This window comes from Neobacillus sp. PVCKKU3 (assembly GCF_058323225.1).
Map to the genome: position 1 here is coordinate 79,207 of NZ_JBLVQN010000021.1, position 19,379 is coordinate 98,585.

At 42.9% G+C, this 19,379-nt stretch carries 18 protein-coding genes and 1 rRNA gene; 14 read left to right on the forward strand and 5 right to left on the reverse strand.

Annotation, left to right across the window (positions count from 1 at the left end; all coding sequences use genetic code 11):
* Positions 1-16: 16 nt before the first annotated feature.
* Complete coding sequence (gene yfhS, locus ACNQGS_RS15605; protein ID WP_464493220.1) at positions 17-241, reverse strand: mother cell protein YfhS; 225 nt, start codon at positions 239-241, stop codon at positions 17-19.
* A 112-nt stretch (positions 242-353) separates the two neighbouring features.
* Here yfhS and fabL point away from each other — a divergent pair, with 112 nt between their 5' ends.
* The 5 genes from fabL to ACNQGS_RS15630 all read left to right on the forward strand — a co-directional run bounded on the left by fabL (position 354) and on the right by ACNQGS_RS15630 (position 4,372).
* Complete coding sequence (fabL, locus tag ACNQGS_RS15610; protein ID WP_491488120.1) at positions 354-1,103, forward strand: enoyl-[acyl-carrier-protein] reductase FabL; 750 nt, start codon at positions 354-356, stop codon at positions 1,101-1,103.
* A 72-nt stretch (positions 1,104-1,175) separates the two neighbouring features.
* Positions 1,176-1,391 carry a gamma-type small acid-soluble spore protein gene (locus ACNQGS_RS15615; protein WP_423801304.1) on the forward strand — a complete coding sequence of 72 codons (216 nt, stop codon included), beginning with the start codon at positions 1,176-1,178 and terminating at the stop codon, positions 1,389-1,391.
* A gap of 160 nt (positions 1,392-1,551) precedes the next feature.
* A complete protein-coding gene (locus tag ACNQGS_RS15620; protein ID WP_213118025.1) occupies positions 1,552-1,809 on the forward strand; it encodes a YgaB family protein in 258 nt (85 codons plus the stop codon).
* A gap of 177 nt (positions 1,810-1,986) precedes the next feature.
* Positions 1,987-2,517, forward strand: a complete 531-nt coding sequence (gene ntdP, locus ACNQGS_RS15625; RefSeq protein ID WP_213118024.1) for a nucleoside tri-diphosphate phosphatase — start codon at positions 1,987-1,989, stop codon at positions 2,515-2,517.
* Positions 2,518-2,602: 85 nt separating this feature from the next.
* A complete protein-coding gene (locus ACNQGS_RS15630; protein ID WP_491488121.1) occupies positions 2,603-4,372 on the forward strand; it encodes an ABC transporter ATP-binding protein in 1,770 nt (589 codons plus the stop codon).
* Positions 4,373-4,402: 30 nt separating this feature from the next.
* Here ACNQGS_RS15630 and ACNQGS_RS15635 read toward each other — a convergent pair whose 3' ends face one another.
* The 3 genes from ACNQGS_RS15635 to ACNQGS_RS15645 form a co-directional block, all read right to left on the reverse strand.
* Positions 4,403-5,482 carry an FUSC family protein gene (locus ACNQGS_RS15635; RefSeq protein ID WP_213146704.1) on the reverse strand — a complete coding sequence of 360 codons (1,080 nt, stop codon included), beginning with the start codon at positions 5,480-5,482 and terminating at the stop codon, positions 4,403-4,405.
* A 178-nt stretch (positions 5,483-5,660) separates the two neighbouring features.
* Positions 5,661-10,133, reverse strand: a complete 4,473-nt coding sequence (locus ACNQGS_RS15640) for a glutamate synthase-related protein (RefSeq protein WP_491488122.1) — start codon at positions 10,131-10,133, stop codon at positions 5,661-5,663.
* Between the two features lie 288 nt (positions 10,134-10,421).
* Complete coding sequence (locus ACNQGS_RS15645) at positions 10,422-11,717, reverse strand: glutamate-1-semialdehyde 2,1-aminomutase (RefSeq protein ID WP_491488123.1); 1,296 nt, start codon at positions 11,715-11,717, stop codon at positions 10,422-10,424.
* Between the two features lie 788 nt (positions 11,718-12,505).
* Here ACNQGS_RS15645 and ACNQGS_RS15650 point away from each other — a divergent pair.
* The 7 genes from ACNQGS_RS15650 to perR all read left to right on the forward strand — a co-directional run bounded on the left by ACNQGS_RS15650 (position 12,506) and on the right by perR (position 17,456).
* Positions 12,506-13,522, forward strand: coding sequence for an ABC transporter ATP-binding protein (locus ACNQGS_RS15650; RefSeq protein ID WP_423801308.1), 1,017 nt, complete (start codon positions 12,506-12,508; stop codon positions 13,520-13,522).
* Positions 13,515-14,306, forward strand: a complete 792-nt coding sequence (locus ACNQGS_RS15655) for an ABC transporter permease (RefSeq protein WP_464493226.1) — start codon at positions 13,515-13,517, stop codon at positions 14,304-14,306. The genes ACNQGS_RS15650 and ACNQGS_RS15655 overlap by 8 nt, the downstream gene beginning before the upstream one ends.
* Positions 14,307-14,309: 3 nt before the next feature.
* Entirely contained in the window at positions 14,310-15,095 is a 786-nt protein-coding gene (locus ACNQGS_RS15660) for an ABC transporter permease (RefSeq protein WP_491488124.1), read from the forward strand.
* A 102-nt stretch (positions 15,096-15,197) separates the two neighbouring features.
* The gene (locus ACNQGS_RS15665; RefSeq protein WP_491488125.1) at positions 15,198-15,590 is read left to right on the forward strand and encodes an ion channel; all 393 of its coding nucleotides are present in this window, start codon (positions 15,198-15,200) and stop codon (positions 15,588-15,590) included.
* Between the two features lie 84 nt (positions 15,591-15,674).
* Complete coding sequence (gene bcp / locus ACNQGS_RS15670; protein WP_491488126.1) at positions 15,675-16,142, forward strand: thioredoxin-dependent thiol peroxidase; 468 nt, start codon at positions 15,675-15,677, stop codon at positions 16,140-16,142.
* 222 nt (positions 16,143-16,364) lie between these two features.
* Positions 16,365-16,913 (forward strand): cob(I)yrinic acid a,c-diamide adenosyltransferase, encoded by a 549-nt coding sequence (locus ACNQGS_RS15675; RefSeq protein ID WP_491488127.1) that lies wholly within the window; start codon positions 16,365-16,367, stop codon positions 16,911-16,913.
* Positions 16,914-17,018: 105 nt separating this feature from the next.
* The gene (gene perR, locus ACNQGS_RS15680; RefSeq protein ID WP_378584452.1) at positions 17,019-17,456 is read left to right on the forward strand and encodes a peroxide-responsive transcriptional repressor PerR; all 438 of its coding nucleotides are present in this window, start codon (positions 17,019-17,021) and stop codon (positions 17,454-17,456) included.
* A 73-nt stretch (positions 17,457-17,529) separates the two neighbouring features.
* Here perR and ACNQGS_RS15685 read toward each other — a convergent pair whose 3' ends face one another.
* Positions 17,530-17,883, reverse strand: a complete 354-nt coding sequence (locus ACNQGS_RS15685; protein WP_338088298.1) for a YgzB family protein — start codon at positions 17,881-17,883, stop codon at positions 17,530-17,532.
* Between the two features lie 147 nt (positions 17,884-18,030).
* On the opposite strand from ACNQGS_RS15685, the gene ACNQGS_RS15690 reads away from it, so the two are divergent.
* Both ACNQGS_RS15690 and ACNQGS_RS15695 read left to right on the forward strand, forming a co-directional pair.
* Positions 18,031-18,906: a nucleotidyltransferase-like protein gene (locus ACNQGS_RS15690; RefSeq protein WP_491488128.1), complete on the forward strand. Its 876-nt coding sequence runs from the start codon at positions 18,031-18,033 to the stop codon at positions 18,904-18,906.
* Between the two features lie 272 nt (positions 18,907-19,178).
* Positions 19,179-19,379 (forward strand): 16S ribosomal RNA (locus tag ACNQGS_RS15695); the annotation flags it as partial.

Below are 19,379 nucleotides of genomic sequence, written 5' to 3' on the forward strand. Positions count from 1 at the left end.
TTTGAGCATAAACCGGTTAATCGTATGTGGGCTTAGTGCCGTTTGTGTAATTTGCTTCAGTTCTGTCGAAGCCGCCTCGGTTTTCAATTTCTTCAATAATCTGTCTGTGAATAGATTGTCCCTCACTGTTCAAATAGGGAGTAATCTGCTGCAAGGCATGATGAAAAAAGGCAAGTTCGCTATCCTTCCAATCATTTTTTGCCATCATCGAGAGTTCAGTCATATCTCGTCCTACATACATTTGACTACATCCTTTCAAAAGGGTTTCTTGCCTTAGTTTTGTATATTAATTGTCATCTATTCATGGAAAAGCTAAAATGAAACCAATTGAATAAAAGATAGGAGACAGAAAGATGACACAAAAAGTAGCATTAGTAACAGGCAGTAGCCGTGGAATTGGCAGAGCAGCCGCCATCCGGTTAGCGGAGGAAGGATATGATATTGTAATTAATTATGCGCGCAGCAAAAAGGGCGCCTTAGAAACTGCGGAGCAGGTGAAAGCTTTAGGCAGGAAAGCGTTCATTGTCAAAGCCAATGTCGGCGATGTCAGTAAAATAAAAGAAATGTTCAAGCAAATTGACGAGGAATTTGGCCGCTTAGATATATTTGTAAACAACGCCGCATCCGGTGTTCAGCGTCCAGCAATGGAGCTTGAGGAATCACACTGGGATTGGACACTAAACATCAACAGTAAAGCCCTGTTATTTTGCGCCCAGGAAGCGGCAAAGCTGATGGAAAGAAATGGTGGCGGAAAAATTGTCAGCATCAGCTCATTAGGATCAATTCGCTATTTGGAAAATTACACAGCCGTTGGAGTATCAAAAGCGGCGCTAGAAGCACTCACCAGATATTTAGCAGTGGAACTTGCACCGAAAAATATTATTGTGAATGCCGTTTCTGGAGGGGCTGTTGATACGGATGCCCTAAAATCTTTTCCAAATCGCGAAGAACTCCTAGAAGAGGCAAGACAAAAAACGCCTGCAGGAAAAATGGTTGAAGTGGATGATATGGTAAATTGCATTATGTTCCTGCTTTCAAACGACTCCAACATGATTCGCGGACAGACAATTATCGTTGATGGAGGCATTTCGCTTTTGGTTTAAATTTATTTTTCAAAAATTTAAGGATAATCTCCACGAGGCTGGGTAAATTAAAATTCGTGGAGGTGATAATAAATGGCTAACTTCAATCAACAACCAAACAAAACTTCTGCTGGAACTAACATCCAGGAAGTAAGACAACAAAACGCTCAGTCTGCTGGTGCAGGTGCAGCTGGCCAATTCGGAACAGAATTTGCTTCTGAAACAAATGCACAAGAAGTAAGACAGCAAAACCAACAATCAGAAGCTCGTAAAAACCAAGGTACATCTGGTCAATTTGGCCAAAGCTAATAAAATTACCTACGTGAAGGCACTCTCATTCGGAAGAGTGCCTTCTTTTTTTCTGCAGAAATTCGACAAAACCTCCCTTTACTTTACATAAGTAGTCAAAGGAAAAAATATCTGCCATAAAGAATTATTAGTAAGGACAATTATGAAGGCGGTGAGGGAAATGGATCATTTTAATCGATTAGTTTCCGAGCAAATGGCAACAATGGAAAAGTTGCTTTTTCTTCAGGCAGAACTTGAGCGTTGCCAGCAGATTGAAGCGGAATTGCAGGCATTGCAAAATGAAACTGATTTAGAAAGTATCCAAGCCGATATTCAACAAATGAAAAAGGAATTAAAAGAAATTCAGGCGATGTTTGAAAAACAGACTGAAGAAGTGATCAATTCCTACCGGGAAATGAATTTAACACAAACCATTTAGAGGAAAAAATAATCCGCAAAATTTACAAAGAACCATAGAAATATGGTTCTTTTGTTTTAAATTCCGGCTTCAACCGTTATAATAATAGAAAAAGGAATTTACTTTGTTGCCTTTTGTCGGTTTATTTGAATAGCAGGTCAGGTTAGCAAAGGTTCGGAAATGAAGGTAGGGGAGAAAATGGGCGTACCCATCGAAGGTGAACCAGTACAAATACATAGCTATAAACACAATGGGCACATCCATCGCGTCTGGGAAGAAACAACGATTTTAAAAGGGTCGCAGAATTTAGTGATTGGCGCAAATGATCGGACACTTGTCACGGAGTCGGATGGCAGAACGTGGATTACACGAGAACCGGCCATTTGTTATTTTCATTCCCAATATTGGTTTAATGTGATTGGCATGATTCGGGAAGACGGGATTTATTATTATTGCAATATAAGCTCACCCTTCATCTTTGATGGAGAGGCGTTAAAATATATTGATTATGATCTTGATATTAAGGTGTATCCTGACATGACTTTTAATCTTCTTGACGAGGATGAATACGAACGTCACCGCCGGGAAATGAATTATCCCGATGTCATTGACCAAATTTTAAAACGGAATGTAGATAAGCTGATTCAATGGATTAGGCAGCGAAGCGGCCCATTCGCACCAGATTTTATTGATATTTGGTATGAACGTTATTTAACATACAGACGTTAATTGGTGTGTAGGAAACAAACGCCTGTTGATGAGCATCAACAGGTTTTTATATGTCTTCATTTTTAATAAGAAGGGGGAAACTGGTTTGGAGAGCATCCGCAGATACCTTCAATTTGTCAAACCATACCGCTGGCAAATCATCGCCACGATTTTCATCGGTATTATTAAATTTTCCATTCCTCTCATCATTCCCATTTTAATTCAGTATGTGATCGATGATATCATTGGCAATCATGCCTTATCCACCGATGGAAAAATTCATAAATTAATGCTCATCATGGGCGTCATGCTGCTCGTTTTTGTGATCCTGAGGCCGCCGATTGAGTATTATCGCCAGTATTATGCGCAATGGACATCAAACAAGGTCTTATATGATATCCGCAATAAAATGTATAAACATATTCAAAAATTAAGCTTTAAATATTATGCCAATACCCGGGCAGGAGAAATCATTTCACGGGTCATCAATGATGTTGAGCAGACAAAAACATTTGTTGTGACCGGATTGATGAACCTCTGGCTTGATATCGCCACCATCGTTATTGCCATTATTCTCATGTTTTCCATGAATGTAAAGCTGACGCTTGTGTCTATTTTGTTGTTCCCGCTTTATGCGTTTTCGATTAGGTACTTTTTCGGGAATCTACGCAATCTCACGAGAAGACGGTCACAAGCCCTTGCTGAGGTGCAAAGCTATCTCCACGAGCGGGTGCAGGGTATGCCGGTAATTAAGAGCTTTGCGATTGAGGAATATGAACAAACCCAATTTGATAAGCAGAATAAGAACTTTTTGGAAAAAGCACTCCAACACACGAGCTGGAATGCGAAATCATTTTCGGCAGTCAACACGATTACCGATATTGCTCCGTTAATTGTGATTGGCTACTCCGCTTATTTGGTAATTCACCATCAACTTTCCCTAGGGACAATGGTGGCGTTTTTCGCCTATATTGATAAGCTGTACAATCCGTTAAGAAGATTGGTGAACTCGTCCACGACGATTACCCAGTCGTTTGCCTCAATGGACCGGGTTTTTGAATTTTTGGATGAAAAATATGATGTCGTGGATGCCCCGGATGCGGTGGAATGCGGGCAGGTAACGGGGAATATCAACTTTGAAAATGTTTCCTTCGCTTATAACGAAAACGAAGAGTCGGTATTAAAAAATATAAACCTTCAAGTGAAAAAAGGAGAAACGATCGCGCTTGTCGGGATGAGCGGCGGGGGGAAATCCACGCTGGTAAGTTTGATTCCGCGCTTTTACGATGTCACCGACGGCCGGATTACGCTTGATGGGGTAGATATCCGCCAATTTAGGGTTCAATCGTTACGGGATAAAATCGGCGTCGTGTTCCAAGACAATATTTTATTCAGCGAGTCGGTTAAGGATAATATTTTACTAGGTAAGCCGGAATCTACCGAAGAAGAAGTGTTTGCGGCGGCAAAAGCGGCCAATGCCCACGAGTTTATCCAACATCTGGCGGAAGGCTATGATACGAAGGTGGGGGAAAGAGGCGTCAAGCTGTCCGGCGGCCAAAAGCAGCGGGTCGCCATCGCCCGTGTCTTTTTAAAAAATCCGCCCATCTTAATTCTTGACGAGGCAACCTCAGCACTCGATTTGGAAAGTGAACACTACATTCAAGAGGCGCTGGAGGAACTGGCGAAGGACCGGACGACCTTTATTGTTGCGCACCGATTATCGACCATCACTCACGCAGACAGAATAATTCTGATTGAACATGGCCAGATTGTGGAATCAGGTACGCACGATGAGTTAATGGCTAAGCAGGGGAATTATTATAAACTATTTCAAGTCCAGCAGCTGGACAATAAAAATGAACAAACATCCATTTAAAAAAACCGAAGCGTTATGGCTTCGGTTTTTTTATTGGTTGCTTTCTTCTTCAATGGATATTTCGTTGTGGTGGAAGGAATGAAAGCTGGTAATTAACACATCTAGATGCTCCACCTGCTCGCTGTAATCAATAATCGAGGCGACAATTTGCATGGTATGGTAGAGATGCTGATTATCATCATCAGCTGCAAACTCTTTTTGATGGACTAGAAATAAGTCAAAGAGCAGCTTTTTATCTGTGCTGACCTTTTCTACGGGTGAAGCTGTTGTAATAGGAATTTTTCCAATGAACTGCAGCATAATCTGTTCATGCTGGTAAATGAGGCTGTCAAGCTGCTCCTGGATGGCTTCCTTAAATGGTTCTGGCAGCAGCAATAGTTCATTTTCAAAGCGGTGAATTCTTTTTAAGGTGTCCAGACCTTTTCTGGCGGCTATGGTCATTTGCCGGTAAACCACGAGTTTTCTTGATTTTTCTAAAAGGTTCTTTTTAAAATAGCTTCGTTCTTCTTTATACATCGTATAAAATTGTTCAATGCTTTTGATGTTTTCCTTCAGCTTGCCAATATCCGTTTTCAGCAATTGATGGTCGTAATCGTGGCGTATGCTCAAGCGGATCCATCTGATGATTTCCTCGGTTGTACTGCCAATTTTTAAATAAAGCTTATTTTCATATTTGGGCGGCATAAACACCAGGTTGACGATAAAGGCCGAAAATACCCCAATCATGATCGTGGAGAAACGGATGGCCGCAAAGGTGATAAAATCACTTCCCGGTGCCTCCATAATCGAAATAAGCGTAACGAGCGATAACCCTATCGTATTTTCCAATTTAAATTTAAGGTTAAGCGTGATGACAATAATCGCTGCCAGTCCAATGACAATCGTATGATTTCCTAGCAGAAGAACAAAGACGACCGCAAGAATGGCACCAATGATGTTCCCTTGAACTTGTTCAATAATCGTTAGATAAGAGCGGTAAATGGTCGGTTGGATGGCAAAAATCGCGGCAATGGCTGCAAAGACAGGAGAGGGCGAATGCAGCAAATATGCCAAGTATAGAGACAAGACAATCGCAATTCCCGTTTTTAAAATGCGGGCACCTAACTTCATTTGATAATAGATTCCTTTCAAAGATACATAATTTCTTAATAGTTTGCTCGAGAGCTAAACAATTAAGTACTATACAGGGATTAAACTATTTAATCAAGAGAAATTATATGACATTATTTTTAAAAGTTGCTTAAAAAAAGCATCCGCAATAATACGCGAATGCTTTTTGGAAAATATATTATTCTGTAGATACGGATGGATCAGCCTGCTCTTTAACAGGAGTAATTTGCACGAAGTGCTCCTCTGGGCTTGCCAGCAAGCTTTGAAGCTGTTCGGCTTCTTCCGTTTGGCCGTTCTCGGCTAACAGGGCTGTATATTTGCCTAAGAGCTCATTAATGTCCTGTTTGCCTTTTTCGGTTAAATTGACAACCGATACTTTGGCGCCTTTGGCAACGCGTCTCTGTACAGCTTCCTTGGTTAATCCGAGTTCAGGCTGCTGGCGGACATAGATGACACCGCCGGTCATACCTGCGCAAATCCATGGACCTGGGTCCCCAAGAACAAGACCGCGTCCGTTTGTCATATATTCAAACGCAAATCCTTTGATATTAGCGTTGGCACCGATATTGCCGTTTTCTTTTTCAGGAAGCGCACTTTTCAGCTGTCCGCCGATTATAAGATCGGCACCAGAGAGGCGGATTCCGGCACGGGCATCAGCATTGCCCTGGGCAACAAGGAGACCCTTTTGGGCACCGTAGCCGAAGCCTTTACCAACAGAACCGTTGACGTATTGGCCGTTTTTGCCTTTTGATTTCAGAACATGAATGTTACCGCCAAAGGAGGTCTTACCAACGCCGTCCTGACCGCCGCCGTTAACGGTGATTTCAATTCCTTCACTGTTGTATGCGCCTAATCCGTTACCAGGGATGGAGCCCTCTTTGTACTTAAGCTGGACAGGCGGAAGCTGCTTGTAAGAGCCATCCAATCTGCCGCGGACACGGTGGCAGGAAACTCGGCTTCCCAATACCCGCTGTTCAGATGTGACGCTGACGAATTCCCTTGAAGAGTGAAGCTGATCCACACTTGCATCAAGATACTCAGCGCCAGCTGCCACTTGCAATTGCGCTTCGGAAACAGACTTAGAAGCTTCAATTTTAGCAAACTGGCTGATTTCTAATGGCTTTAATAGGTAAGAAAGGTTCAGCTGATTTTGGCCTTTCACTTGCTCTAATAGTTCGGAACGACCGACGGCATCTTGCAGATTGCGGATTCCAAGGCTTGCTGCAAGTGCTTTTAATTCAGTACCAAATGCAGTGAATAGATTCATAATTCCTTGAACGGCTAAATCAAATTGACGCGGTACGAAGCGGCGAAGACCGTGGTCTTTTGCCTGTGCTTCCGTTTCAATCTGAGTGGCAATACCCACGTGGCAGGTATCTAAATGACAGCCGCGGCAGGTCGTACAACCGATTGACAGCATTGCCAATGTACCAAAGCCAACACGGTTGGCACCAAGAAGCATGATTTTCATAACGTCCATTACACTCTTCATACCGCCGTCAGCCCATAATTCCACCTTGTGGCGCAGGCCGCTTTCAAGTAATGCGTTATGAGCTGCTTTTACGCCGATTTCAACAGGGAGGCCGACGTGCTGAAGGGCGTGGATTCTGGCCGCCCCTGTACCGCCATCAAAACCGCTCAGAGTAATGACATCTGCGCCAGCTTTAGCGATACCGACTGCGATTGTTCCAATGTTTGGAACGACCGGAACCTTAACAGCAATCTTTGCCTGGTCGTTTGCTGTTTTTAGCTCCTGAATCATTTGTGCCAAGTCTTCAATCGAATAAATATCATGGTTATTGGACGGTGAAATTAAGTCAGAACCAAGTGTAGCGTTACGTGCTGCCGCAACCTTGGCCGTCACCTTAGAACCAGGCAAGTGTCCGCCTTCACCAGGCTTTGCACCTTGACCGATTTTGATTTCTAATAGATTAGAAGAGTTTAAAAGTTCGGCGTTAACCCCAAATCGTCCCGAAGCAATCTGCTGGCCGCGTGTTCTTGGATATTTGCCGAGCATATCCTTGATTTCGCCGCCTTCACCGTTCAAGCTCACCATGTTCAAGCGGTCAGCCCCTTCAGCATAAGCTCTGAAGGCAATTTCGTTTTGCGAACCGAAAGACATGGAGGAAATCAAAAACGGCAGATCATGATCACCGACACGAAGATCAACATCATTAGGCGATACCTGATTTAGGCCTTGCTTTAATTGAACTAAATGGCGGATTGTAACCGGATTTGCTTCTTCCTGCTCGGAGATTTTATCGCGATATGCGCTGTAATCACCAGTGGAGGCCACTTCGCCAATCGCTTTCCAAATCCGTGGGAAGAGGCTGAACGTTTTTCCGACTCTTTCCTTATCATTCTGATAATCTTCTGCTCTTTTTAAAGCATCCTGTTTCATTGCTTCAAAATTATTTTCAATTTCATCTGAGCCGAAGAAGTTCACAATGTTTAATACATTGGCAATCGACTCGTGCAGACCGATACTGGAGAACAGGCGTCCATAGCCGCGCAGTTCATGGATACCAATCGTTGAAATGACTTTTTCTATACCTTTTGTTAATGCACTGTAAAGGTTCGTTAACGGCGTTGTTGATTCATTCTGAACCGTTAAGAACATATAGTATGGGCTGATTAAATCTGCACCTAAGCCAAAAACAGTAATAATGTCATGAAGTGAACGAATCGCTGCAGAGCGAAGCAATAATGAACAATCTCTTCTTAATTCTGCTTTCACTAAAGCTTGATCAATCGCAGATGTGACGAGATGCGGGTCAAGCCAATAAGAATTCTCTTGATGGGCTTTTGCATCGTCAAGTACAAGCAGCGACTTACCAGCCTGAACAGCCTGAACAGCTTCGTTTGCAAGTCTTTCAATGGCAGCATCAACTGTTTCATCCGTTTGGAAGGTAGTTGAAATATAAGCGATCAGCTTTTGCTCTTGGAACTGCTGGACAAGCTGATCAAAAGTCGGCTGTCCTAAGCTTTCGGCACATGCGAAGCCGGCTTTGCCTTCTAAGAGCAGCGGTGTTGTCAATTCAATGACTGATTCCGCTTTTTCGGCAGCTGAAAATAATGTTGGGCGCTTGCCAATAATGACACGGGTGGAGAAATGCTCTGTTTCCCGGTCGCGGTCAATCGCTGGATTTGTGACAACCGCTACGCTTTCTTTAATATAATCGGCAATGTTGACACGTTCTGGATTTAAGGCTGCAAGCGGTGAGTCATGGCCAAGTGAACGAATCGGCTCGACGCCTTTTTCGGCCATTTGCTCGATTAATTGAATATGCTCGCGTTCCCAGCCAAATGATTTGTATTGCCCGTTATGAATTTTATCTGGATAATTCATGGTTACGGTTTTGCCAAGTGCCGGCGGCTGCAGACGCAGTCTTGCTCCTTGGAGGTTAACCCGTTTTGAAAAACGGTTAAAAACTACTTTTTGGTATTGGCTTTGTTCAAAAACTTCAAGCTGGTTTCCGTTCCATTTAAAGCCAACCTTTTCACCAGGTGCTAATGGCTTCGGATCATTTACGTATTCGCTTGAAGGAATGATTCCTGGTTCAGACGAGAATAGGTAGGAAGTTTCCGTTTCAAGCATCCACAGCGGGCGGAGTCCAAGTGCATCGACACTGAACACGGCCTCATCACCATATCTTGAGATAATACCGGCAGGACCTTGGGCAAAATGTCCCCAGGCTTCACGCATATAAGTATATAAATCTTGTAAATGCTCTGGATAAGCTTTGATTTCATTAATAATCGGCGGGAATAATAAATCCATTACTTCGAATAAGGAGTAGCCATCACGACAGATTAATGTTTCCATCGTTCTGCTTAAATCCTGGGAATCACTCCCGTCTTTTACAAGTGGTACACCAATCATTCTTGCCTCATCACGAAGCTTGGAAATGGTATTGATTTCACCATTGTGACCAAGCACGCTGAAAGGCTGTACCCGGAAAAAGCTGGAGAGAGTGTTTGTAGAATAACGGTTGTGGCCAAGTGTCATGGTGGAAGCCACAAGTGGGTTTGCTAGGTCTTGGTAATAGCGCGGCAGAATGTCACCTGCGCCCATTACTTTGTAAACAACATGGTTTTGGCTGAAAGACGCTACGTGAACAAGTTCATTATTTTCAAAATCAACCAATGCTTCGAACAGGACCTTGTTTAATTCCTGGCCGTTCTTGTTTGATAGGATGGCAAATTGCCAGAAAACCGGGTTTTCCTGAATGGCAATTGGACCTAATGCTGATGGATTGGTGACCTCAGTTGTTTCAAAGATTAGCTCCAATTCATATTTTACTAGTTTGTCTGCTAATTCTTGCTTAACCTCAGCCCAATTTGCTTTCCTGCTGATAAAAACATGACCTACAGCAAAGCCCTCTTTTTCCGTGAGTGCTGGGTCAAGGTCTGCCTGAAGCAGCTTTTCCTTCCAAAGGTCCCTTGGGATATCTGTATGGATTCCAACGCCATCTCCCTCACCGTTAATAAAGCCTGCGCGGTGGTTCATGGTCACAAGAGCGTCTATACAAGCAAATATGTTATTCCTTGTTGGGATCTGTGCTTTTTCAAGGCAAGCGACTATTCCACAAGCATCGTGTTCATGTTTATGAAAATCTTTAAATTGAGATGGCGTCCATCTTTGTGTCATTTTGTCGGGCTTCTTCAGAATTCCTAAAGGAAGCCGCTTCACCTCCTGATAATTGATAACTTGAAAAATTGCAGGAAAAAAGTTAAGAGAAAAAAGGAAAAATAATAAACATATCGTATCATACGAATTTTCAGAAATCAAATAATTATTCAAAAGTTTGGATATCAATTTGGCATGATTCTAATCGAAAATATAGATGAAAAGCCTTACATGAAAACGTTTACAATTTGTTTTTCTAAATAAAAAGAGAGCCTCTATAGCTCCCTTTCGTGCATGAAATATGCATATTTATTCTTGTTTTAGTGAAGAAAATGCATTCCTGACCGCATGGAGAGTTGCTTCCACATCTTCCTCAGTATGGGCGATTGTGAGAAACCAAGCTTCATATTTGGATGGAGCGAGGTTGATTCCTTGATGCAGCATCAGTTTAAAGAACTTTGCAAACATCTCTCCATCCGTTTTTTCCGCCTGCTCATAATTTTCAATTTTTTCATCAGTGAAATAGACGGTTAAGGCACCCTTTAAGCGGTTGATGGTAATTTGGATATTGTGTTCCTTAGCAGCCTCAAGAATACCTTCTTCCAGCATCGCGCCGAGGCGATCTAAATATTCGTAAAGGCCCTCTTGTTTTAACACTTCTAAGCAGGCGATGCCCGATAGGATCGAGGCAGGGTTGCCGGCCATTGTTCCCGCCTGGTAGGCAGGGCCAAGAGGGGCGACTGTTTCCATGATTTCCTTCCGTCCGCCATATGCCCCAATTGGCAGTCCGCCGCCAATGATTTTCCCCATTGCCGTAAGGTCAGGCTTGACGTTGAGGAGGTCTTGGGCCCCGCCGTACATGAACCGGAAGGCTGTAATGACTTCATCGTAGATTACTAGCGCACCAGCCGCGTGGGTAAGTTCATTTACCTGCTCTAGGAAACCAGGGTTTGGTTCGACGATTCCGAAGTTGCCGACAATCGGTTCAACGAGAACAGCGGCAATTTGATCGCCCCATTTTTCTAGAGCTTCTTTGTACGGTTCAATATCATTGAATGGGACAGTAATAACTTCTTGGGCAATCGACTTCGGCACGCCTGCTGAATCCGGAGTACCTAAGGTTGAAGGTCCAGAACCGGCGGCGACAAGAACAAGGTCAGAGTGTCCATGGTAGCAGCCGGCAAATTTGATGATTTTGTCACGGCCTGTGTAGGCACGGGCAACACGGATTGTCGTCATGACCGCTTCTGTTCCGGAGTTGACAAAGCGGACCTTGTCTAATGAAGGAATAGCTTCCTTTAGCATTTTCGCGAATTTTACTTCATGCGGCGTCGGAGTTCCGTATAGGACGCCGGTTTCTGCCGCGCGCTTGATGGCTTCGGTAATATGCGAATGGGCATGACCGGTAATGATCGGTCCGTAGGCAGCAAGGTAATCAATGTACTGGTTGCCGTCAACATCCCAAAAATACGCGCCCTGAGCGCGTTCCATCACAACCGGCGCGCCGCCGCCGACTGCCTTATAGGAACGGGATGGGCTGTTGACCCCGCCGACAATATGTTCGAGAGCTTCATTATGTATTCGTTCTGAATTGGTAAAATGCACTTGGGTTTCCTCCTTTTTTATTAACATTCCTATTCTAGCATGTTTTTTGTGATTTACTATTTTGACATTTTGGGGTGGGGCGGGGGTGAAGGACATTGTGGGTTGGGGCTGATAAGATTTTGGTCTTCATAGGGTCCATGAAGGACATTATGGGGTGGAGGTGAAGGGTTTTTGTCCTTCATGAGGCGGATGAAGGACATTATGGGTCAGGGCTGATATGATTTTGGTCTTCATAGGGTCGATGAAGGACATTATGGGGTGGGTATGAGTTGGATTTGGTCTTCAAGAGGAGGATGAAGGACATTATGGGTCAGGGCTGAAATGATTTTGGTCTTCATAGGGTTGATGAAGGACATTATGGGTCGGGTATGAGTTGGATTTGGTCTTCATGAGGCGGATGAAGGACATTATGGGGTGGGTATGAGTTGGAATTGGTCTTCATGAGGCTAATGAAGGACATTATGGGTTGGGGCTGATAAGATTTCGGTCTTCATAGGGTCGATGGAGGCGGGACGGTTTTGTCCAATAGAAAGCCTAAAGGACATTTTGCTCCAACGCCAAACCGGAATTGTTCAATAAGAGCACCTCTAAAAGACATTTCCCCTGTCTCAAATCAAGAACTGTCTAATTGGAATCAACTCGCACCCAATTTACAAGAATTGCAACCCACTTCAAGCCTCAACCCTTCCCCAAAAATATAAAAAGCAAGATAGTTGTACCTCCGCCCCCAATTGGCTAAACTAAAACATTAGGGTAAGCCACAAGCCACATCAGGAGGTGCCATATAAATGAAGAACGCGATAGAAGTAAACAGCTTACGAAAAGAATTCAAAGCCTATTCCAGCCGTTCCGGCTTAGCGGGCGCGTTCCGCGACCTTTTTACACGAAATTATAAAATAGCACGTGCCGTCAACGATATCAGTTTTAACGTCAAGCAAGGGGAAATGGTCGGCTATATCGGCGAAAACGGGGCCGGTAAATCAACAACCATCAAAATGTTAACAGGTATTTTAACCCCATCCGGCGGGCAAATCAAAGTGAACGGCATGAATCCCCATAAGGAGCGGGAAAAATTTGTCCAAACAATCGGCGTCGTGTTTGGCCAGCGTTCCCAACTATGGTGGGACATCGCCGTCCAGGAGTCATTCCGGCTCCTCAAAAAGGTATATAAGGTAACGGATGAACAATATGACGACCATATGAACCATGTCATCAAAACACTCGATATCGAGCCGCTTCTTGACAAACCAGTCAGAAAGCTATCGCTCGGACAACGAATGCGCTGCGAGCTAGCCGCGGCACTCATCCACAATCCGCCGCTTCTTTTTCTGGATGAACCGACGATCGGCCTCGATGTCCTAGTAAAACTAAAAATCCGTGAATTTTTAAAAGAAATCAATGAAAAATACAATACAACCATTCTCTTAACAACGCACGATCTCTCTGACATCGAGGCATTATGCGAACGCGTCATTATGCTTGATGAAGGAAATATCATCTATGACGGGGCTTTGAAAAATTTAAAAGACACATTAGGGGATGGCAAAGAGCTGCAATTCCAGTTCCTTGAAAAAGTTGATTTGCCAGCCGTAAAAAAACTTACAGCCGCTCTTCCTGTCAAATGGGAGCACGACGAAAAGGAACAAATCTTTACCGCCAACATGCAAAACAACGACGAACTCATCTCACAGCTGATTGCCAAAATCGTCGCTGCTTTTAAAATAAAGGACATTAAAATCAACGAAACATCCACGGAAGAAATCATCCGCAATATTTACGAAAAGGGTGCGGTGGAAGTTGGATAAATATTTAGAAATGATTCGCATCCGTTTTTTAATGATGCTCGCCTACCGAACAAATTATTATACGGGCATCCTCATCTACGGCATCAACATCGGCGCCTATTATTTTCTGTGGACAGCAATTTACAGCGGCAAGGAGGAAATCCAGGGTCTATCCATTACACAAATGACAACCTATGTGGCGATTTCCTGGATGGCGCGGGCCTTTTATTTCAACAACCTGGACCGGGAAATGGCGATGGAAATCATGGAAGGGAAGGTGGCCGTTGAACTGATCCGTCCCTACAACTACCTCGGCATGAAAACCATGCAGGGACTGGGGGAAGGGATTTTTCGGTTATTTTTCTTCTCGCTGCCGGGACTCATTATTGTTTATTTCGTATTTCCAATCCAAATCACATTAAAGCCAGACGTATGGGGATTATTCGCCATCTCCATCCTACTAAGCTTTTTCATTAACACCCAGTTAAATCTGTTAACCGGAATTACGACTTTCTTCTTATATAATAATTCAGGCCTAATCCGTGCTAAGCGGGTCGTCATTGACCTGTTTTCCGGGCTGCTTTTGCCGATGAGCTTTTTCCCGGGCTGGGCGCAGGGAATTATGAAATTCCTGCCGTTTCAGGGAATCAGCTATATACCAAGCATGATCTATACAGAGGGATTCACGCACCAGCAGGCCATTCAAGCCATCGGCCAGCAATTTATTTGGGTTATCATCCTCCTCATTCCCATCCAAATTCTTTGGGTTATTGCGAAAAAACAGCTGGTCATTCAAGGGGGGTAAATGGTGTTTTACGTAACGATGTTTTTTCAATACATGTCGCAATATATGAAAACAAGATTGCAATATCGGTCTGACTTGTTTGTCGAGTTTTTCTCGGACCTTATGTCCCAGGCCATCAATCTCGTCTTTATTCTGGTCGTCTTTGGCCACACCCAGCTGCTCGGCGGCTGGAGCCGTGATGAAATTATTTTTATATATGGATTTTTCTTAGTACCTTACGCGGTCTTTTCGGCCTTCTTTAATATCTGGGATTTCAACGAGCGTTATATTGTAAGGGGAGAGCTTGATCGTATCCTGACTAGGCCGATTCATAGTCTTTTTCAGATTATCCTCGAGCGGCTGGAACTGGAAGCTTTATTAGGGGCGGTTACCGGCTTGGCTGTCATGTTTTATGCGGGTAGCCGGTTAAACCTGCAGGTGGATTGGTTTGATCCGTTTCTCTTTATTATTTTCGTCATCGGCGGCGCGCTTGTTTACGGCGGCATCTTTGTGATGCTCGCCTGCGTCAGCTTCTGGGCGGATGCGAAAACCTCGCTCATGCCGATGATGTACAACATCAGCAACTACGGCCGCTATCCGGTCAATATCTATAATACGGTGATCCGCTTCGTGCTCACTTGGATTTTGCCGTTTGCTTTCGTTGGCGTCTATCCCGCTGCTTTTTTTCTTAAAAAACAAGAATGGTATATCTATTCGTTTTTAACACCTGCAATCGGCATCATCTTTTTTGCGCTCTCCGTATTCCTCTGGAATCAGGGGGTCAAAAAATACCGCGGCGCCGGCAATTAATAATTAATTAAAACCGTGCTACATTCGGCACGGTTTTTTGATATTTTATTGGTCAAGCCCACATACAATGAACTAATCTGTACAAATATTAGAGGTGGTCTTGTGATTTATTTCTTGCTGCCGATTGTGATTTTTTGCATCTTCATGAGTATTCGGACCTTATTTATTCCCAACACGATTAAGGGCAAATTGGTGTCCTTTGACAATTTCTTTTATTTAGGAACATGCTATTTAACTGTCATCTTCGGATTTGGGCTGATTTATTTAATTTTTGAATTAGCGGGAATGAAGGTGTTGGCGGAAATAAATAACGCCGAACACCGGAACATTTTTGAAACGAGCTTTTATTTTAGTGCGATGATGTTATTCTCGGTCGGCAATGGAGATGTGATTCCTCAAGGCATCGGCAGGCTGATTGCCGTCATTGAAGCATTAATAGGCTATACGCTCCCAGCCGCGTTCGTGGCCAAGGTCATGTTTGATCGGGAAAAATAAATCCCCAGGTGCATGAAAGTTGTATTGTTCCATCACATTGGTTAGGCTATAAATAGGAATATTTTTCAAAGTGGAGTGAATAAAATGACAGTAGAAATTGGTAAACAAGCACCTGATTTTACACTAGAAGCACAAACTGGCGAGAAGGTTACTTTGTCAGAGTTAAAAGGAAAAAATGTCGTGCTTTATTTTTATCCAAAGGATATGACGCCGGGATGCACGACGGAAGCGTGTGATTTCCGTGATCAACATGAGCAGTTTGCCGACCTTAATGCCGTTATTTTAGGCGTCAGCCCCGATCCGGTAGACCGCCATCAAAAATTCGTTGAGAAATACGGTCTGCCATTTCTGCTCCTTGCCGATAACGATCATCAAGTGGCGGAGGAATACGGCGTTTGGAAGCTAAAGAAAAACTTCGGGAAAGAATACATGGGCATTGAACGGTCGACTTTTATCATTGATAAAGAGGGTAATATTGCGAAGGAATGGCGAAAGGTTCAGGTTAAAGGACATGTCGAAGAGGCTTTAACCTATATCAGAGAAAACCAATAAGATACTGCCTATTTTCGCAAGAAAAGGCTTTTGTCCAATGCAAAAGTGCTTCATGTGAATATCATTTTATTAGGGCATACCTCCTCAGATAAAACTTATTGGGTCCATTCGGGCCCCTTTTTTATGCCTTCTTTCTTTTCTAATAAATGACCTAGGTGATATGATGAAGAAAAGATTTATAGACATGTGGAGCTGAAATTTACCAATAGGGGGTATTGAAAAATGAAAATTTATACGAAAACAGGGGATAAAGGAACAACTTCACTTATTTACGGGCAAAGGGTAGCAAAGAACGACCTTCGCGTCGAGGCCTACGGAACCTGTGATGAAACGAATTCGATGATTGGACTGGCATTAAGCTATTTAACTAAGGAAAATTTTCAGGGGAAAGAAATAATTGAAAAAGCATATCATAAAATACAAACAAACCTATTTCATGTCGGTGCTGAGCTCGCAACTCCGAAAGGGAAGGAAGTAAAGTGGTCATTAGCATTAGCGGATATTGAAGAACTGGAAAAACAAATTGACGAATGGGATTCAAGCCTGCCGGCGTTGACGAATTTCATTTTACCTGGGGGACATCCTGCAGGTGCAGCCTTCCATGTGGCCAGGACCATTGCAAGAAGAGCAGAAAGATGTGCCGTCGGCTTAGGGGAGGATGTCAATCCGCTTGTGCTGGCGTATTTAAACCGTCTTTCTGACTTGTTGTTTGTCACTGCGAGATTTGTCAACCACCAGTTAGGAGCTTCTGAACAAACATTACATAGCTAATGAACTTCGGTGTTTGCAGTATTACAATATTGACAAAAGTACAAATTACCTAGTAAACTAATTATAACAATTACAATGTAAGAATATTTTTTTGAAAAGAGGTGCATGGCGATGAATCAATTAAAAGAAGCGTTGGATACCTTAAAGGATACTGGGGTGCGTATTACTCCGCAACGTCATGCGATACTTGAATATTTAATAAGCTCGATGTCACATCCTACTGCAGATGAAATCTATAAAGCGTTAGAGGGCAAATTCCCGAATATGAGTGTGGCAACGGTTTACAATAATTTACGAGTATTTCGTGAAGTAGGCCTTGTAAAGGAATTGACCTATGGAGATGCATCTGCCCGCTTTGATTTTGTTACCACCCATCACTATCATGTAATCTGTGAGGAATGTGGGAAAATTGTTGATTTCCACTATCCTGGCTTGGATGAAGTGGAGCACTTGGCGACACATGTCACTGGTTTTAAAGTGGCGAATCACCGCATGGAAATTTACGGCACTTGTCCGGATTGCTCTGCTAAAGAAGTTCACTAATGTAAAGCCGATTCTAATTTGGAGTCGGCTGTTTGTTTATAAAAAAGGGGATGACCGATTGCTGGTCATCCCTTTATTTCATTTTATTTTTATTATAAGTTTCGTCAAATTCCTTGCCTTCCAGGGCTTTATCCATAGTCAAAGGTTCGCGGCAGTGCATGCACATATCTACCCTGCCAAGCATTTTAGTGGGTTTGCCGCAGCTAGGACATTTTACAGAAATGGTTTTGGTTGACAGCATGCCAATCCAGAAATAAACAACCGTGCTGGCGATAATAAAAAGCAGACCAAAAATCATAAAGATGGTCATAATAAGTGGTGAAGTACGAAAATAAATACCACCATACATAACGATAAAACCAACAAAGATCAACGACAATGCGAACGTTCTAATTTTATTTATTTTACTCGAATATTTTGCCATGATTCTCCCTCCTAGACAAACTATACCACAATTCTCCATTGAGAAAAAAGGATACTCAGAAGAATGTCGAATTTTGTCTTAAATTTTAGAAGGATATTTCTTCTTCCTGTCGAACATATATTGCTAGCTAGAAAAATGGAGGTATAGAAGATGGAAGACATTCTTCGGCCCATTTATCAAGAAAGGGCAAGCCAATTAAATACCCTGGGGATTTTATTGGTAGAAAAGAAACAACGGTCAAGTCAAACGACGGATTCGTTTGATGCGATTCTTTTAATGATTGTGAAAGAAGCAGATCAGCCTGTATATACAAAACATTATTCGTATGATGACAAAAAAGCCGCCATGCATATTATCACTGAGCCGCAGCTGCAAGAATGGATTTTAATAGGCAGCAACCGAAAGATTTTTGAATGGCTTCATCATTCCAAAATTTTATTTGACCGCAATGAATATGTAGCCGATCTAAAAAAGGAACTAGAAGAATTTCCGTTCCATGGCCGAAAAATAAAAATGGGGTTGGAATTTGCGAAGTTAATCCGCCGCTATGTGGATGGGAAAGCACTGTTTGAAAATAAACAGTATTTAGATGCCTATAATTATGTCGTTCACTCCCTGCATCATCTGGCGAGATTAGCGATTATTGAAAATGGCCTTCATCCTGAACTGACGGTTTGGCAGCAAGTGAAGCAAATTGAACCGGAAATTTATAAATTATATGTTGAGTTGGTTGTGAGTGAGGAAACATTGGAACAAAGGCTCGAGCTTTTATTCCTTGCCAGTGAATTCTTGATTCACTCCAGAACTAACATCGGTTCCTCCCACTTAATAGACGTTTTAAGTAAAAAAGAGCATTGGATGTTTAGCGAAATCATGAGTGAGCCGGAATTGATGCCGTATTCCGTTGATATGTCAGTCCTGCTTGAATACTTAATTGAAAAACATTTATTAGAAATCGTTAATCTTGAGACAAAGGGACAGGGTGTTTTTCACCGCTGTTACCGCGTTAGTCAAAAACTATCGTAAAAAAACAAAAAAAGCTATTGACCTTTTCGTGAATACTTGATATATTAATAACCGTCGCTGCGAAACATTTTCAAAAAGTTTTCCGCAGTGGACGGTTTTAAAAAAGGTGTTGACATTAATAAACACCATGTGTTATATTAATAAAGTCGCTTTTGAGCGACGCGCAAGATAGTTCTTTGAAAACTAAACAAACAAAAACGTCAACAAACAATAATTATTCATTTTTTTTGAAATGAAGCCAACGTAACATTTTTGAGCTAATCAACTCAACTTTATTGGAGAGTTTGATCCTGGCTCAGGACGAACGCTGGCGGCGTGCCTAATACATGCAAGTCGAGCGAATCAATAGGAGCTTGCTCCTGTTGGTTAGCGGCGGACGGGTGAGTAACACGTGGGCAACCTGCCTGTAAGACTGGGATAACTTCGGGAAACCGGAGCTAATACCGGATAATTTCTTCCCTCGCATGAGGGAG

What these genes read in the sequence shown, in the direction of transcription:
- yfhS (WP_464493220.1), bottom strand. Translation starts at nt 241, where the DNA reads ATGTATGTAGGACGAGATATGACTGAACTCTCGATGATGGCAAAAAAT.
- fabL (WP_491488120.1), top strand. Translation starts at nt 354, where the DNA reads ATGACACAAAAAGTAGCATTAGTAACAGGCAGTAGCCGTGGAATTGGC.
- ACNQGS_RS15615 (WP_423801304.1), top strand. Translation starts at nt 1,176, where the DNA reads ATGGCTAACTTCAATCAACAACCAAACAAAACTTCTGCTGGAACTAAC.
- ACNQGS_RS15620 (WP_213118025.1), top strand. Translation starts at nt 1,552, where the DNA reads ATGGATCATTTTAATCGATTAGTTTCCGAGCAAATGGCAACAATGGAA.
- ntdP (WP_213118024.1), top strand. Translation starts at nt 1,987, where the DNA reads ATGGGCGTACCCATCGAAGGTGAACCAGTACAAATACATAGCTATAAA.
- ACNQGS_RS15635 (WP_213146704.1), bottom strand. Translation starts at nt 5,482, where the DNA reads ATGAAGTTAGGTGCCCGCATTTTAAAAACGGGAATTGCGATTGTCTTG.
- ACNQGS_RS15640 (WP_491488122.1), bottom strand. Translation starts at nt 10,133, where the DNA reads ATGACACAAAGATGGACGCCATCTCAATTTAAAGATTTTCATAAACAT.
- ACNQGS_RS15650 (WP_423801308.1), top strand. Translation starts at nt 12,506, where the DNA reads ATGAAGAACGCGATAGAAGTAAACAGCTTACGAAAAGAATTCAAAGCC.
- bcp (WP_491488126.1), top strand. Translation starts at nt 15,675, where the DNA reads ATGACAGTAGAAATTGGTAAACAAGCACCTGATTTTACACTAGAAGCA.
- ACNQGS_RS15675 (WP_491488127.1), top strand. Translation starts at nt 16,365, where the DNA reads ATGAAAATTTATACGAAAACAGGGGATAAAGGAACAACTTCACTTATT.
- perR (WP_378584452.1), top strand. Translation starts at nt 17,019, where the DNA reads ATGGCGATGAATCAATTAAAAGAAGCGTTGGATACCTTAAAGGATACT.
- ACNQGS_RS15690 (WP_491488128.1), top strand. Translation starts at nt 18,031, where the DNA reads ATGGAAGACATTCTTCGGCCCATTTATCAAGAAAGGGCAAGCCAATTA.